Here is a 16,054-nt window from a genome sequence, read left to right as displayed (position 1 = left end):
ATGCGAAACCCCATCCGCAAAGGCGACAAGCTGGAAAACGGCGGTGAAGTAACAACCGCCTCATCGGAAATGATGTTCTTGGACAAGCTTCTGGCATGCCAGGGCGACGAGGCACTCTGCACGCTGCATGGAAAGACAACAATCGCCGAGGGCAACCCGTCGTTTCCCGGCAAGGGCGGCAAGCCAATCGCAATGCACTACCACCGCCGCACATGCGGATGCCGACTACTGTCGTCGCTGCAAAACGTGAATATCGCCTGACGATGCCGGTCGATCTGTCACCTGCAGGACCACCACGTGCCTACCCGACGAACCAACCGCGTCTTGTACCGTGGCTCATCGGATGGGCACTGTACAACGGCATTGGCTCAGCAGTGGCGCTGCTGCTATGGCCGGCTGGCACGCCCGCGAGCGGGCCGTGGTTCTGGTTCTGCGTCGTGGGTATCCCCAACGGCCTGTTTTTCATCACGCTGGGCATCGCGCGCGCCGGATACGAAGCATTGTGGTTCCGGGCGCACTACTGGAACATGCACCGGCGCAAATGGCTCACTAGCCGCGTGCGCTATGCGCAGCAGCCGCTGCAAGTACTCGGCGTGGGATATTGCCTGCCGCTTGATGGCAAAGAACTGGCGAAAGCGCTTGCCGGGACAACATCTGTAATGAAGCCGCAGGCACCGCGCAGCGGATCCGGAACGGTCGTGCATGGCCGGTTCGCCGATGACGATCCGCTCCTCGCGGAACCGTCCGAAACCGCGCCGCCGTCAGCGGATGAAGAGGCCATGTCGGACGTTGCCACACAGGAACCGACAGATGCGCCCGTCCTCACTCACGAGGAGGTTCCGCCCGTCGTGCGGATGCTTGCCCAGACTCTCGACACGCTCGGCCCAAGCCTGCACGCCTTGTCGCAGTACGGCCCGACGTACGCGCCCACCGTGCGGGTACTCGCTTCTGCGGAAACGGCCAACACCCGCGTAGAGCAAGTCCGCCACGCCCTGCAGGTTGCCGGACTACCTGCACTTGAGTGCCTGGCCGCGCCAGCCAGCGACGGCCTGATGGTGGCCGACGCGTGGCTCGACGCGGGCGAGAAACGCCCGCTGCTGGTGATCGCCGCCGAATGGCATGAAGCGTTACCGTCCGTTGGCAGCACCGAAGGCAGCATCGCAGTGCTGCTCGGTCCCGGCGTGTTCGTCCTGCCCGAGCCGGTCAAGGTCGTGGCTACCCTGCATCGCCCCGTGGCAGGAGAACTGACTGTCCTCGCCGACATACTCGCGAACGCCGTGCTGTGGGGCAACGCCGACGCGCCCGCCATCCACCCCGCCTGGATCAGCGGACTCGAAGACTCGCACGAAACAGATCTACTTGCCGCACTCAAGAATGCGTCCCTTACCGGCGTCACGGAGCTCGAATCGCAGCGCCGCGCCGATAGTCTCATCGGTCGCGCGGGCGCGGCAGGCGGCTGGCTCTCGATCGCAGCAGCGGTCGAAGCGGCGACTACCGGCCCGCACCTGATCCTTCACACACCCCAGCACACGCAGACCGCGCAGGCCGCGATCCTTTACGTGAGCCCCGCAATGGACCCTACCCCACCGCATGACGAATCCAGCGAATAACATCAAGACACTCGCATTGGGCGACGAATCCTCCGGCGCACCGGGGGGCACCCTTGCCATCTGGGGGCTAATCGTGGTCGCCGTCGTGCTTGCCGTGCTCGCGCTCGGACTGGTCTGGCTCAAGGGTGATCTGCTTAACCTCACGACGCTGGACGCTCGAAAGAGCGCGACGATCTGGATTCTGTTCTTGCTGCCAGCGGTCGTGATCCTGCATCTGGCCGCGCTGGGACTGGGCGCGTACAGCATGGTGGGCCGGCTGTTTCGCCAGGACACCGGCGATCATTCAAAAGCCGCCGAGCCGAGCGCGACACTCAAACGCGATGCGCGCCTGCAATACCTGTCTGAAGAACTGCGGACCTCGCACGGCTGGTTTTGGCGCTATCGCCTGCCATGGCTGCTGGTGAGCGGCAGCGACAAGCTGGTCGAAACAGTCGCCCCCAGCCTCAAGCAGGCCGGCGTGCTACATGTCGCCGACGCGATTCTCGTGCATGCGGCACCCGACGGCATTGACGCCGGACTGTGGCGCAGACAGCTCAGGCAGTTGCGACGCAGGCGTCCTGTTGACAGCGTGGTGCAGGTCGCCCAGGTCGACAGCGCGACCCGGCCCGACGCGGAACTGCCACGCTCGCTTGCAACGATCGCGACGGATCTCGGCTGGGCTGCGCCCATCACGTTCCTGCATGCCGTGCCGACGACCGGTGGCCAGCCCGAGACGTTCCAGGCGATCGGCGCGTTGATCCCGGGTTCGCCTCTCCGCACGGACAAGGATTCGGCTCGTCAACTCGAAGCCCAACTCGCCACAATCGAACTGCAGACGGCAATGGTTGGTGTGCAGTTGTGCTGCGAGTCGCCCCGCATGCCATACCTCGCACAGGTGTCGAAATACATCGGCGAACAGCGTGAGCGGATCGTGACAGGCTGGGAGGCGCTGATCGTATCGAGGTGGCGGCGCGCCCCACTCGTCAGCGTGATGTTCGCGCCGGTATTCAAGGTGACAGGCGCCGCACCCGTCGTCACGCCGGCGATCGCAGCTTCGACCCGGGCTATGACGACCCAGGCCACGCCGAGCGGCACGACCGGTGCAGCCAACGCCAGCACCAGCGTCACCGACATGACACTGCGAATCCAACCGGCCTCCCTGCTACCCACCTGGCAGGAGATCGCCCGTGACGTGCGTCGCCAGCACGGCAAACGCGTCGGCTTCTACTGGCCTAACGCGCTGGCCGCGCTCGTCATGGCCCTCGCGATCGGCTGGTGCGTGGCGATGACGATCTCGTTCATCGGCAACCGCCAACTCATTCAGGATGCGCGGGCAAGCGCCGATGCCGCCCTCGCGGCCGCCCCTGGCACCCCGGCAGCACTGCGTGCGCAACTCGTCTTGCAGCAGCAGATCGACACGCTCGAGTACCGGCGACAGCACGGTGCGCCGTGGTACCTGCGCGCCGGCCTGAGCCGCAACGACGCGGTGCTCGATGCGCTGTGGCAGCCGTACCGGACCTCTGCGAACCGCAACCTGCAACGCCCGGTCGTGCGGGCGTTGCAGGCTGAACTCGCCCAACTTTCCCGGGTGCGCGCCGATGCGCTGCAAAGCCACGACGCGCAGCGGCACGGCTATAACGCGCTCAAGGCGTACCTGATGCTGACCGAACCCCGCCGCACCGATCCAGCGTTTCTGAAGGACCAGATCCTCGCCTCGTGGCCCGCGTCCCCTGCGATGTCCACCGGCGAGTGGCTCGACACATCGCAGTGGCTCGCCGGCTTCTATGCGGACCACCTGAAGGCGCACCCCGAATGGCGCATCAATGCATCGGAGTCCATCGTGACCGCCGCGCGCAATACGCTCGTTAACCAGATCGGTCTTGCAAACGCCGACGACACGGTCTACCAGAGCATCATCGACGACGCCAAGGGCAAGTACGCGGATGCTTCGCTCACGACCTTGCTGAACGGCGCCGATGCGCGCGGGCTTTTCACGAGCGCGCGGACCGTGCCGGGTATCTACACGCGTGCGGCGTGGGACGGCATGATCGCGGAGGAGATCGACAAGGCCTCGCGCGAGAGGCGTGTGAACGGCGACTGGGTACTATCCGGCGCCCCCAAGGGAGTCGCCGCAGTGGATGGCGGACCCGCGCAATCCGTCAACACGTCAGTCGTGCAGAAGACTCTCACGACGACAACGCCCATCGACGAGAAACGCGCGAGCGACGATCTGAAGCAGCGTCTCTCTGCACGCTATTTCGCGGAATACACCGCTGCATGGCAGGGCATGCTCAACAGCATCCAGTGGCAACCGGCAGCGAATCTGAACGGGGCGATCGACCAGCTTACCCGCCTCGCAGACGCGCAGACCTCGCCGCTGATTGCACTGATGAAGTCCGTGCAGTACGAGGCGCAGGCGGGCCGCCCGTCGCAGGCGCTGAGCGATACGCTGGTGCGCAAGGCCAAGAGCCTGATCCCCCAAGGGGATTTCCTGCGGGGCGTCGGCAGCGACGACAAAACCCAGGCGACGCTCATGAACCCGCTCGACAAACCGTTCGGTCCCCTGCTCGCGCTGATGGGTGACACCGGCACAGACAGTGGCACAACCAGTGGCACGGGCGCGAACAACGGAAGCAACGCGTCGAAGGCACCCGCGACGCTCAATGGTGTGAGCCTCGCGCACTACCTGACGGTCGCGACCACAATGCGCCTGAAGCTCCAGCAGATCGCGGCCAGCCCCGATGCGCAGGCGATGGCGCGCTCGCTCGCGCAGGCCGTGTTCCAGGGCAAGCTCTCGGAACTCGCCCAGGCACGCGACGACGCAGCGCTCACAGCCGCAAGCCTCGGCACAGCGTGGGCAGGCTTCGGCGACGCGCTGTTTGCACGTCCACTCGACACCGCATGGCAAACCATTCTGCAGCCGGCCGCCGCGAGCCTTAACGAAGCATGGCGCGCCAGCGTCACAGCACCGTTCAACGCGGCCATGAATGGACGGTATCCGTTCTTCGACACGAATGCCGACGCGTCCTTCGCCGAACTCGGACGCTATGTGCGTCCCGACACCGGCCTCATTGCCCGCTTCATGACGACACAACTGGCGGGCGTATTAAAGCAGCAAGGCGACCAGTGGGTGCCGGACGAACTGCGCCCCCAGGCGCTGCAATTCGATCCGGCGTTTCTCGCGGCAATCCGGCTACTTCCGACGCTCGGCGCGCGGCTGTACGCGCAGGGTGACGCAGGCTATCGCTTCGAGATCATGGCGTTGCCGTCGGTCAACGTGACGCGCACGGAACTCGTCATCGACGGCACGCCGCTCTCCTACTTCAACCAGCGGGAATCGTGGACCGCGCTCACGTGGCCGGGCAACGGTCTGAACGGGCACACAGGCCTGATGTGGGAGATGGTCAACGCCGGCCTGCGCCAGGCATTCGACGCCACCGGCGACTGGGCGTTCCTCCGGCTGCTCGCGAAAGCTCAGGTCAAGCCGCTCGACAGCACCCGTTACCAACTGACGTGGGATCAGCCGGATGCCGCCCCCCTGCGCTACGTGCTGCGCACGCAGGTCGGTGCCGGACCGCTCGACCTGCTGAAGCTGCGCGGCTTCAGGATGCCTGAGCGGATTTTTGTCGCACAGGGGCTTGCTTCAGGCGTCGTCGGTAAAGCTGGATCGGTGCCGGCGCTTCCACCGTTGCCGCCGGAGATGATGCAATGAGTGACGAGGACACACTGAGCAGGCCCTACACCATCAGACGGACGCCACCACCAGCGCGCCGACATTAGCAATCGCCGCATTGCAGCGCGCCGCATCGCCGCTCGTCTCCGTGAGATAGACAGTCACGAGAATCGGCCCGCGTCCCGGCGGCCAAAGAATCGCGATGTCGTTTGCCGTACCGTGATCGCCCGTGCCGGTTTTATCGCCGACACCCCAATCCTTCGGCAGCTTCGCGCGAATCCGTTCGCCGCCGGTCTGATTGGCGGCGAGCCAGGCCAGCAGTTGCGCACGCGATGACGAAGACAACCGCTCGCCCAGCAGCAGCTCGCGCAGATTGCCGAGCATCGCGTTGGGCGTGGTGGTGTCGCGCGGATCGCCGGGCGTTGCTTCGTTCAGCGTCGGCTCGTTGCGGTCCAGACGCGTGATGCCATCGCCGATGCTGCGCGCGAACGCGGTCAACGCGGCGGGGCCGCCAAAGCTAGCCAGCAGAAGATTGGCCGCAGTGTTGTCGCTGAGCGTAATAGCCGCCTTGCACACGTCGGCGACACTCATCCCTGCTTCGCCGGTGCGTTCGCGGGTGTGCTGGCTGGTCGCCGGCGAGTACGGCACAAGATCGCTTTTGGAAAACACGATCCGCCGCTCCAGATCCTCTTGTCCGTGGTCCACACGCGTCAGCACAAAACCCGCCGCCAGCAGTTTGAACGTGCTGCACATCGGAAAACGCTCATCCGTCCGCAAACCGGCATGCAAGCCGGACATCGTGTCGACGATCGACACACCGAGCCGCCCACCGCTTTCCACTTCGATCTGCGCGAGCCGTTGACGGATCGCGTCCGCCCTGGCCACGCCGCCGCCCTGCCTTGCAGCACCCGCCTTCACCACTTTCCCGAACGCGCCGCCACTCCCAACCGCAACCCCAGCTATCGAAACGCCGAGCATCGCGCCCGCGAATTTCCGTCTTGTAATCATCGCCGCTCCTTATGTGAAGCCGCAACTATCGGTTTTCCTGCGCCCGCTGGCAAACGATGATAAGTTAGTCGATCCCCAAGAAAATCTTATGCCTTCGCCATGAGACCGTATCTCCCGTTGAATGCGCTGCGCGCCTTCGAATCGTCCGCGCGACATCTGAGCTTTACGCGCGCCGCGCTCGAATTGAATGTCACCCAGGCAGCGGTGAGCCAGCAGGTCAGAACGCTGGAGGAACGGCTAGGCACCGCGCTCTTCAAACGTCTGCCTCGCGGACTGGCCATGACGGACGAGGGCCTCGCGCTACGCCCGGTCCTCACGGATGCGTTCGATCGCATCGAGGCCGTGCTCAAGCAGTTCGAAGGGGGCCACTTTCACGAGGTGCTGACGGTCGGCGTGGTAGGTACTTTCGCGGTAGGCTGGCTGATGCCCCGGCTCAAGTCGTTTCGCGACGCGCATCCGTTTGTCGAACTGCGGCTGCTGACCAACAACAATCGGGTCGATCTCGCCACCGAAGGTCTCGACTTCGCCATTCGTTTCGGCGACGGCACCTGGCCAGGTTCGCTCGCCACCCGGCTGCTCGATGCGCCGCTCGCGATTCTGTGTACGCCTGAGATCGCGAGGCGTCTGTCCGATCCGACGGATCTCGCTAACGAGACCTTGCTGCGCTCCTATCGTGTCGACGACTGGATGAACTGGTTCGCGGCAGCCGGCATTCCACCGCGGCCGATTCGCGGACCGGTGTTCGATTCGTCGCGGCTCATGGTGGAAGCCGCCATGCAGGGTGCGGGTATCGCGCTCGCGCCGGCGCTGATGTTCGATCGCGAGATCAACACGGGGCGGCTGGTGCGCCCGTTCGAGGTGGAAGTGCATGCCGGCAGCTACTGGCTGACATGGTTGAAGGGCAAACCGATGACACCGGCGATGCTGCTGTTCAGTCAGTGGATCGTCAAGGAAGCGGCTTCGCCCACCCCCGGCTAGCAAGCTGCCACGTGACGATGGCCGTTCATGGCGGGCCGCTCGGCTTGCGGCGGGAACACGTTCCACGAGCCGTCGTCATGACGAAAGAAGAAGATCGACAGCAAGCCGCCTGGCCGAAGTGCTTCGACGCAAACGTAGCGCTGATGCTGCGACGCGCTGTGGCAAAACCGCACGACACGTGCGGGCATGGACGGCGTCGGCGCGAGCCATTTGTCGACTGCCCAGTGCAAGGTCTTTTCGACGGCAACCATGATGATCTCCTTGAATCCTTGAATTCTTGAACGGGTTTCGGCCCGCTCACGCGAGCTGGGCGGCAACCTGACCATTCTTCGCGGCGCGTTCGACAAACGCCTTCACCAGACACACCAGCGTGAGCATGCCGGCACGGGGATGCGTCAAGCAGCAATGCACCTGTTCGCTGCGGCTTTCGCCAAGCAGGCACCACGCGCAGAAGTGCTCGCAGTTATTCGTCAGCAGGCGGTAATGGTTTTCGCCGAGGCGGGAGCGCGCGCGGCGCACGGCTTCATCGCCGACGTAACGGGCGCTCGGGGTCGGGCGGATCGTCAATGGATGACCGGCGGCGAAGCGGTTTAATTCCACTTCCTCAACCGGACCGCGATGCGCCGAGCTCGCAAAACCCGCGTAATGAACCACGCGGCCATTGCCGACGTAAATACCGTGATGTTCGTAACCGCTCCGCTGCGTGACCAGATGCGCGCCGATCGGCAGATCGATGGTCGACGCTTCATTGCAACGTGCGTCGCGGCCTTCGCTGCTCGTCGGAAGAGGGTTCGTGTTCATGGCTGGCCTCGCTTCGATAATCCAACACTGTTGCGAGATCTTTTGCATCATCCGGGCCATGTGCGGAAAAGCCTTTATTTAAAGGGCTGGCAGGAATTTCGAGGCGTTTTTAGTGCAGCAGCTGTCAGTTGCGAGCCGACACAAATTCAGCCAGTGTGTTGGCATACGTCGATCATTTTGGGGTGCTGGCTGAGCCGCAGCGAGTGTATTGGGCAGGGTCCGGGGGTCAGGCCGATGTGTTGGGTCCCGCACCGGTGCGCACGCGCCGATGTTGGCTGCATCCCGACCAATGCAGCTCCGTACGAAGACGCTCGGCATAAGCAAGCGCCCGGAATCGCCGCCCCATCAACGCGTTACGAGAAAGCCCGCTGGCGAGCCGCAAATTGGCATGGCACTTGCACCATCACGTTCAATTCCTTTTTAACCGCGCGCCCGACGCACGCGGCCAACCGGAGAACGACATGGCTTCCATTACAGTCAACGACCTCTCGCTGAACCTCGCACTCGACCGTAAAGCGATGGCGGCGATCCGCGGCGGCGGCGGTGCGCCGTGGGTGTACGGCTGGATTCAGCCGTATGTGCGGGAAACGCCGAGCATTGGTCCGGTCGTGAACCTGTACGACATTTCAAACAACTTCTATGCTAACCAGATGATCAACACGTTCCAGTCGGTCGATGTGCGCAACACCGGCGCGAACTCGAACATCAACGTGTCCCCGGACGCACGCAGCAGAAACGATACGGTGTAGCCCTTGTGACCTGTCCGAGCCATTTTCGATGGACGTCGTCCGCGCGCTCCGACGTCGGACGCGTCCGTGAAATCAACGAAGATGCCTGCCTCGCCCAGCCCGAACCCGGGCGCTGGGCCGTCGCCGACGGCATGGGCGGGCACGCGGTCGGTGATCTCGCGAGCCGGCTGGTGATCGATGCGCTGAGCCGGCTCGCGCCGCCGCGCGCCATGAAAACCTGCATCGCCGACGCGCGCACGCTGCTGCAAACAGCCAATCGCCAACTGCGGGACGAAGCGGCCCGCCGCCAGGTGCAACGGATCGGCAGCACAGTCATCGTGCTGCTCGCGTGCGACCGTTTCTGCGGCTATCTATGGGCCGGCGACAGCCGTCTGTATCTATACCGTGAAGGACAATTGCGGCAACTCACGCGCGATCATAGTCAGGTGCAGGAACTCAAAGCGCTCGGTGTGATTACCGACGAAGAGGCGCGGCATCATCCGGCGCAGCACATGATCACGCGCGCGGTCGGCGCAACGGACGTGCTCGAACTCGATGACGATGCAATCGAAGTCGCGGACGGTGACGTCTTCCTGCTATGCAGCGATGGACTCAGCAACGAAGTCAGCGATGCGGAAATATTGGCGGTGCTGACCTCGGTGGCGTGTGAGCGCGCGTCCGATGAACTGGTTGAGTTAGCGATTGCGCACGGTGGACGTGACAACGTCACCGCCGTGGTGGTGCAAGCCGAAGATCCGTATGCGTCCGACAAAACCCTGCTAAACCCTGCGCCTTGAAAGTGCGCAGCGCGTTTCATCGCGCGTTGGAGTGTCGGTTCGTCGAAACAGACGTCTACACAATCATCCCGCTAGCAATCCTTGCTCAAGCCATCCGTGCTTGTCCGGCCTCCAACAACCGAAAGCGCGTTTCACATTGCGGGATTCACTTCAAATTTCCGCAGCATCATTTTCCCGCTGCGTGAAAACATGTTTTACATCGCAAAAATACATGCGTATCTCATTGAAAAATAAGCATAAATTACGTCTTATGTCTTATATAAGACTTCACCGAAACGCAGCAAACGGCGCTACTATTTAGTCATGCAGTTCGCTTCGACATACGTAGCGGCACACGCAACCAGTTTTCAAATGCGCTTTGCTCTCAGGAGATACACATGACTCAATATCAAGACGACATCAAGGCAGTTGCTGGTTTGAAGGAGAAACAAGGCAGCGCGTGGAATGCCATCAATCCCGAATCTGCCGCACGCATGCGTGCGCAGAACAAGTTCAAAACGGGCTTGGACATCGCCAGGTACACCGCCAGGATCATGCGCGCCGACATGGCCGCCTACGATGCCGACTCGTCCAAGTACACCCAGTCGCTGGGCTGCTGGCACGGCTTCATCGGCCAGCAGAAGATGATCTCCATCAAGAAGCACTTCAACAACACCGACCGCCGCTACCTTTACCTGTCCGGCTGGATGGTCGCCGCGCTGCGCTCCGAGTTCGGTCCGCTGCCGGACCAGTCGATGCACGAAAAAACCTCCGTTAGCGCGCTGATCCGCGAGCTGTACACCTTCCTGCGCCAGGCCGACGCCCGTGAACTGGGCGGCCTGTTCCGTCAGCTGGACGCAGCCGTTGGTGCTGCCAAGGCCGCCATCCAGGAAAAAATCGACAACCACGTCACCCACGTCGTGCCTATCATCGCCGACATCGACGCGGGTTTCGGCAACGCCGAAGCAACCTACCTGCTGGCCAAGCAGTTCATCGAAGCGGGCGCATGCTGCATTCAGATCGAAAACCAGGTGTCCGACGAGAAGCAGTGCGGCCACCAGGATGGCAAAGTCACCGTGCCGCACGAGGACTTCCTGGCCAAGATCCGCGCCATCCGCTACGCCTTCCTGGAACTGGGCGTGGACGACGGCATCATCGTGGCCCGTACCGACTCGCTGGGCGCCGGCCTGACCAAGCAGATCGCCGTGACCAACACGCCGGGCGACCTGGGCGACCAATACAACTCCTTCCTCGATTGCGACGAAATATCGGCCGACGCACTGGGCAATGGTGACGTCGTCATCAAGCGCGACGGCAAGCTGCTGCGTCCCAAGCGCCTGCCTAGCAACCTGTTCCAGTTCCGCGCCGGCACGGGCGAAGCGCGCTGCGTGCTGGATTGCGTCACCGCGCTGCAAAACGGCGCCGACCTGCTGTGGATCGAAACTGAAAAACCGCATATCGCCCAGATCGGCGGCATGGTCAGCGAGATTCGCAAAGTCATCCCGAACGCCAAGCTGGTGTACAACAACAGCCCGTCGTTCAACTGGACCCTGAACTTCCGCCAGCAGGTGTATGACGCGATGAAGGCCGCAGGCAAGGATGTGTCGGCATACGACCGCGCCCAGCTGATGAGCGTGGAATACGATCAGACCGAACTGGCGATCGCCGCCGACGAAAAGATCCGCACCTTCCAGGCCGACGCGGCGCGCGAAGCAGGTATCTTCCACCACCTGATTACGCTGCCGACCTACCACACCGCCGCGCTGTCGACCGACAACCTGGCCCGCGAATACTTCGGCGACCAAGGCATGCTGGGTTATGTGGCTGGCGTGCAGCGTAAGGAAATCCGTCAGGGCATCGCCTGCGTCAAGCACCAGAACATGTCCGGCTCGGACATCGGCGACGACCACAAGGAGTATTTCAGCGGCGAAGCGGCCCTGAAAGCGGCGGGTAAAGACAACACCATGAACCAGTTCTGATACCTGTAGCACCGCAAGCAAAACGCCAACCCATACAGGTTGGCGTTTTTTTATCCGGCTAGATAGCTCGCGGGGTTCTCATCAAACCAGTCAGCCTCAACTATCGCTGTCTTCCTCGTCGTGCTCGTCCGCACCGTTTTGGCTCGAGGGCGGCGCATTCCGATTGCGGAAGTCCTTCGAATGCAGGCCATGCTTCTTCAGGAGCATTTGCAGATGCGAGCGGTTCATATCGATGCGTCGTGCCAGTTCGGCAACCGTGCCGCTCACTTCGCGAAGGCCACGCTCCAGGAAGGCCTTTTCCGCGTCGTCGCTCGCCGCGCGCTTGGCGTCGCTGAGCGACATCAGATTCGCCACGCTAATCGGCTCCTGTCCCGTCGCCGTGGCCGCTTTGGACAAAGCCGCGGCTGAACCGGGCGCGGCCGGCCGCATATCCACTGGCAGATGATCGATATCCGCCATCTCCCCAGCCAGACACGACACACGATACATCACGTTGCGCAGCTCGCGAATATTACCCGGATACGCATAGTTCAGCAGAAAGTCCCGCAGACGCGGCGTCAACCTGACGGGCCGGCGTTTTAGCGTGCCCGCGGCCTCGTCGCCGAACCACGCAATTAGCAGCGGTATCTCATCGCGTCTCTCGCGCAACGGCGGCAACGTAACGTGAATCACGCTGAGACGGTAGAACAGATCCTCGCGGAACTTGCCCTCCTCGCTGAGCTGCCGCAGATTGCGATTGGTCGCCGCGACAATGCGCGTATCGACGGCAATCGTTTCATCGGAGCCCACGCGTTGAATCTCGTGAGCTTCCAGCACGCGCAGCAGCTTGACCTGGCCTGCCAACGGCAATTCGCCGATTTCGTCGAGAAAGATCGTGCCGGTATGCGCGCTTTCGAATTTTCCTTTGCGGTCATTCGAGGCTCCCGTGAACGCGCCCTTGCGATGTCCGAACAATTCCGACTCCAGCAGATTGTCCGGAATCGCACCGCAATTCACGGAGATAAACGGCTTGTCCGGACGCGAGCCATTCGCGTGAATCACTTTTGCCATCAGCTCTTTGCCTGTGCCGCTTTCGCCGTCGATCAACACAGGCAAATCGGTCGGCGCCGCCTTTTCCGCGATTTCGAGCGATTCAAGCAAACGCGGATTGTCGCCGAACGTCCCTTCGAAAATGAAACTGCGCTCGATCAATGCCTTTCTACGCGCGCCACGCGATTGATCCGCGGATGCGGCAGGCTCGGCGGCCGTTGCCGCTTGCACAAATCGCTCCTTGTGCGAGAGCTGCATGACCTCGTCGCGTAACGAGGTGGCTTGCCGGAGCAGCTTGTCGATGTCGGCGCGTTCGAGCCGGGACGACCAGCGCAGCGTCGAGCGCAGAATCTCGATGCGCTCGATCAGACCTGCGTACGAAATCGCCGGGCTGGGCTCTTCTACCTGGTCGAGGATCTTCATCACGCACTCAATTGTTTCTGGACCAGCTGGTAATACATGCCGCCACGCTGGATCAGTTCATCGTGACGGCCCTGTTCGACGATCGCACCTTCATAGAGCACCAGAATCTTGTCCGCACGCATGATGGTGCTGAGCCGATGCGCAATGATCACGGCGGTTCGTCCCTTCAGAATATCGTGCATATTGCCGAGGATATTGCTCTCCGATTGCGAGTCCAGCGCCGAGGTCGCTTCGTCGAATACCAGCAGACGCGGATCGTGATACAGCGCGCGCGCAATACAGAGCCGTTGGATCTGCCCGCCGGATAAGCCAATACCGCGTTCACCGACAATCTGCTCGTAGCCGAGCGGCATCTTGCTGATGAACGCGTGCGCGTCGGCCATTTTTGCGACTTCCTCGATGCGGCGCCGTTCGGGCGCGTCGTCTCCGCTTGCAATGTTCTCGGCAATCGTGCCGGAAAACAGCAGATTGCTCTGCATCACATAGCCAATCTGTGCGCGGTAATAGGCCTTGTCAACCACACCGAGGTCGTAGCCGTCGATCGTCATCTTGCCTTCGCTTGGGGCGTAAAAGCCGACCAGCAGTTTGGCGAGCGTCGTCTTGCCGGACCCGCTGCGGCCCACAATTGCCACCAGTTCGCCGGGCTTGATGTCGAAGCTGATATTTTCCAGCACATACGCCGAATCGTCCTCGCCGTAACGGAAATACACGCCGTTGAGACTGATTTCGCCTTGCAGTTCCGGCAGCATCACGCGCGAAGGCAAATCCTGCGGCTTCTGTTCCGGCTCGATATCGAGGACGTCACCGAGGCGTTCCATCGCCACGCCCGCGTCGTTCAGCATGCTCCACAAGCCGACCAGCCCCATCAACGGCCCCAGCACGCTGCCCATGAACGCGTTGAAGGCGATCAACTGGCCGATGGTCATTTCGCGCGCCAGCACCAGATTCGCGCCGACCCAAAGGATGGCGATCGTCGTCGCCGCATTCAGCAACTGGCTGCCAAGCCCGATGAGAATGCTGAAAGCATGCGCCCGGTATTGCACTTCGAGCGCCTTCGCGTATTTCTTCTCCCAGCGCAACCGTACCGGCCGCTCGATGCCCATGCCCTTGATGGTCTCCACACCGGCGAGCGCTTCCATCAGAAATGACTTCGATTCGGTCGATGCCGTGAACACCTCACGCGCATAGTTCTTGATCTTCGGCGTGGCCAGCGCGGTCAGCGCCATGATCGGTATCACGAACGCAATCAGCACCAGCGTCATCTTCACGTTGTAGACGAACATGATCGTGAAGTAGATGAACACCATCAGCAGATTCAACGCGGTGGTCACCGTGGATTCGGTGAGAAAGGCGCGGATCGTCTGGTTCTCCTGGAAGCGCGCGAAGATGTCGCCGGTTTTCCGTTTGGCGAAGAACGAAAACGGCAGCGACATGGTGTGCTTGAAGAACTGCGACATCATCGCGAAGTCCATATTGCGCACCATGAAATTCGCCAGATATGCGCGAATCGACGACATCAATTGCGAAAATACATTGGCAATGATCAAGCCGCCAATCAGCAGATGCAGCAGGCTGACGTTCTGATGCACGATCACGCCATCGAGAATGTTCTGGATGATCAGCGGTGGAATCACGCCGAGCACCTGAATGACGAACGTAGCAAGGAACAGGTGGCCGAGAATCTTCTTATACGGCCTGAGGTAACCGACAAAGCGTATCCACGGCGAACGCGCGGCCGACATCTGCAGGAGATTCGGTCCGCCCGTAAAAAGCAGACAGGTGCCGCTCCAGCCACGTTCGAAATCCTCAACCGTCATTTTCCTGAAGCCGAGTGCCGGGTCGGCGACCCACACGTATTCCTTCGATAGCCCGTACACCACCACATAGTGGTATCCCTCCCAATGCACGATGAAGGGCAGATCGAAACCGCGCAATGAATCGAATGTGCATTGCACGCCGCGGGCGGTGAAGCCGAGCGATTCTCCCGCGCGCGCGAGACTATCGAGCGTGGCGCCTTGCGTCGTGACGTTGGCGAGTTCGCGCAGTTTGCCGAGCGTCATCGGGATGCTGTAGTGGCGGCAGACCATCGCGAGACACGCGGCGCCGCAATCCATTTCTTCAGCCTGTTCAACCAGCGCAAAACGCTTGATAACCTTTTCGCCGAACTCGGGTTTGGTCTGTAAATCGAGCATCAGCGGCAATTTGCGCCGCTGTTCGAGCCGCTTTTGCCGTTGCAGTTCGCGGTCGCCGTAACGAATCCGCTCATCCAGGACTTCGCGCAGCTTCGGATTGCGTTCGAGGATGAAATGGACGGTGCGTTCGGGGATGACCAGCAGCCGTGTATCGGTCGCCGCCACCACCGACGCCATTTGCTCCTGCCGCATCAAACATGCTTTTTCGCCGAAGATCTCACCTTCGCCTAGCGTCGCGAGCGTGTAGTCGTGGCCTTCCTCATGACGGACAATGCGCACTTCACCTTGCCGCACCACGTAGAGCCGCCGGTCGTCGCGTCCGTCCTGTTTGAGGATTTCCTTGCCGGCGGCCACCCTTTTCACGCCAACGCTGCGCACATACTCTTCGAGTTCCGCTTTATTGAGCTTGCCGCGCAGGTCGAATAACTGCGCAACGAAGCCGCCGGCCGAGCTGATCGCCACGTAGCTCGCGACAAATGCCAACGCGGCCTGATTGCCGGCGATCACCGGCTCGATCACGGCGCGGGGAATGAACAGCAACTCGGTTTTCGCGGAGGCCCGCACCGACGCTTCATGCACATACGCGCGCAACATCGCAATGTCGGCAAAGATCTCGCCGGTCTTGCGCACGCCCATACTGGTTTCCTTGCCGTGTTCCTCGGTGAAGATACGCACCGAGCCCGAACGAACCACGTAGAGACCGTCAGCCGTCTCGCCCGCCGAGCACACCGTTTCGCCGAACGAGTAGAAGCGTGCCTGCGCATATTCGGCAAGACGCTCGATCTCGTCGCGCGAAAACGGCGAGAGAATTTCCACCGAGGTGAGAAATTCGGCTGCGGAAGGCGCGGTCTGGGGTGCATCCATGTGCTTGCGGACCT

The 16,054-nt window shown here is 62.0% G+C and carries 12 protein-coding genes; 7 read left to right on the top strand and 5 right to left on the bottom strand.

From position 1 onward, the window contains the following. Genes KHO31_RS19985 through KHO31_RS19975 form a run of 3 tightly spaced genes read left to right on the top strand, consistent with a single transcriptional unit; the run spans window position 1 to window position 5,301 of the window. On the top strand, window positions 1-261 hold the full coding sequence (locus KHO31_RS19985) for a PAAR domain-containing protein (protein ID WP_201084924.1): 261 nt from the start codon (window positions 1-3) through the stop codon (window positions 259-261). After that, window positions 219-1,610 (top strand): hypothetical protein, encoded by a 1,392-nt coding sequence (locus tag KHO31_RS19980; protein ID WP_236071347.1) that lies wholly within the window; start codon window positions 219-221, stop codon window positions 1,608-1,610. Before KHO31_RS19985 ends, KHO31_RS19980 begins: the two co-directional genes overlap by 43 nt. Continuing rightward, complete coding sequence (locus tag KHO31_RS19975; RefSeq protein WP_201084923.1) at window positions 1,591-5,301, top strand: ImcF-related family protein; 3,711 nt, start codon at window positions 1,591-1,593, stop codon at window positions 5,299-5,301. Before KHO31_RS19980 ends, KHO31_RS19975 begins: the two co-directional genes overlap by 20 nt. 33 nt (window positions 5,302-5,334) lie before the next feature. Here the strand turns inward: KHO31_RS19975 and bla are convergent, their stop codons facing one another. Next, window positions 5,335-6,270, bottom strand: coding sequence for a class A beta-lactamase (bla, locus tag KHO31_RS19970; RefSeq protein ID WP_201074014.1), 936 nt, complete (start codon window positions 6,268-6,270; stop codon window positions 5,335-5,337). 99 nt (window positions 6,271-6,369) lie between these two features. On the opposite strand from bla, the gene KHO31_RS19965 reads away from it, so the two are divergent. After that, window positions 6,370-7,248, top strand: coding sequence for a LysR family transcriptional regulator (locus KHO31_RS19965; RefSeq protein WP_201074012.1), 879 nt, complete (start codon window positions 6,370-6,372; stop codon window positions 7,246-7,248). Here KHO31_RS19965 and KHO31_RS19960 read toward each other — a convergent pair. Together KHO31_RS19960 and KHO31_RS19955 are read right to left on the bottom strand one after the other, a co-directional pair. Next, window positions 7,245-7,499: a hypothetical protein gene (locus KHO31_RS19960; protein WP_201074011.1), complete on the bottom strand. Its 255-nt coding sequence runs from the start codon at window positions 7,497-7,499 to the stop codon at window positions 7,245-7,247. The genes KHO31_RS19965 and KHO31_RS19960 overlap by 4 nt on opposite strands. 46 nt (window positions 7,500-7,545) lie before the next feature. Beyond that, complete coding sequence (locus tag KHO31_RS19955; RefSeq protein WP_201074010.1) at window positions 7,546-8,049, bottom strand: lecithin retinol acyltransferase family protein; 504 nt, start codon at window positions 8,047-8,049, stop codon at window positions 7,546-7,548. A 461-nt stretch (window positions 8,050-8,510) separates the two neighbouring features. Here KHO31_RS19955 and KHO31_RS19950 point away from each other — a divergent pair, with 461 nt between their 5' ends. From KHO31_RS19950 to KHO31_RS19940, 3 genes are all read left to right on the top strand, one after another. After that, on the top strand, window positions 8,511-8,798 hold the full coding sequence (locus KHO31_RS19950) for a hypothetical protein (RefSeq protein ID WP_054035641.1): 288 nt from the start codon (window positions 8,511-8,513) through the stop codon (window positions 8,796-8,798). Between the two features lie 5 nt (window positions 8,799-8,803). Beyond that, entirely contained in the window at window positions 8,804-9,574 is a 771-nt protein-coding gene (locus tag KHO31_RS19945; RefSeq protein WP_211624002.1) for a PP2C family protein-serine/threonine phosphatase, read from the top strand. A 377-nt stretch (window positions 9,575-9,951) separates the two neighbouring features. Further along, a complete protein-coding gene (locus tag KHO31_RS19940; RefSeq protein WP_201074008.1) occupies window positions 9,952-11,532 on the top strand; it encodes an isocitrate lyase in 1,581 nt (526 codons plus the stop codon). A 96-nt stretch (window positions 11,533-11,628) separates the two neighbouring features. On the opposite strand, the gene KHO31_RS19935 is transcribed toward KHO31_RS19940, so the two are convergent. Both KHO31_RS19935 and KHO31_RS19930 read right to left on the bottom strand, forming a co-directional pair. Next, the gene (locus KHO31_RS19935; protein ID WP_201074007.1) at window positions 11,629-12,987 is read right to left on the bottom strand and encodes a sigma-54 interaction domain-containing protein; all 1,359 of its coding nucleotides are present in this window, start codon (window positions 12,985-12,987) and stop codon (window positions 11,629-11,631) included. Continuing rightward, the gene (locus KHO31_RS19930) at window positions 12,984-16,040 is read right to left on the bottom strand and encodes a peptidase domain-containing ABC transporter (protein WP_201074005.1); all 3,057 of its coding nucleotides are present in this window, start codon (window positions 16,038-16,040) and stop codon (window positions 12,984-12,986) included. Before KHO31_RS19930 ends, KHO31_RS19935 begins: the two co-directional genes overlap by 4 nt. Window positions 16,041-16,054 lie beyond the last annotated feature (14 nt).

The sequence above is a fragment of the Paraburkholderia domus genome, from assembly GCF_905220705.1.
GTDB lineage: Bacteria > Pseudomonadota > Gammaproteobacteria > Burkholderiales > Burkholderiaceae > Paraburkholderia > Paraburkholderia domus.
Note: the sequence above shows the minus strand (reverse complement) of the source record. Positions and strands in the feature narration are given on the sequence as shown.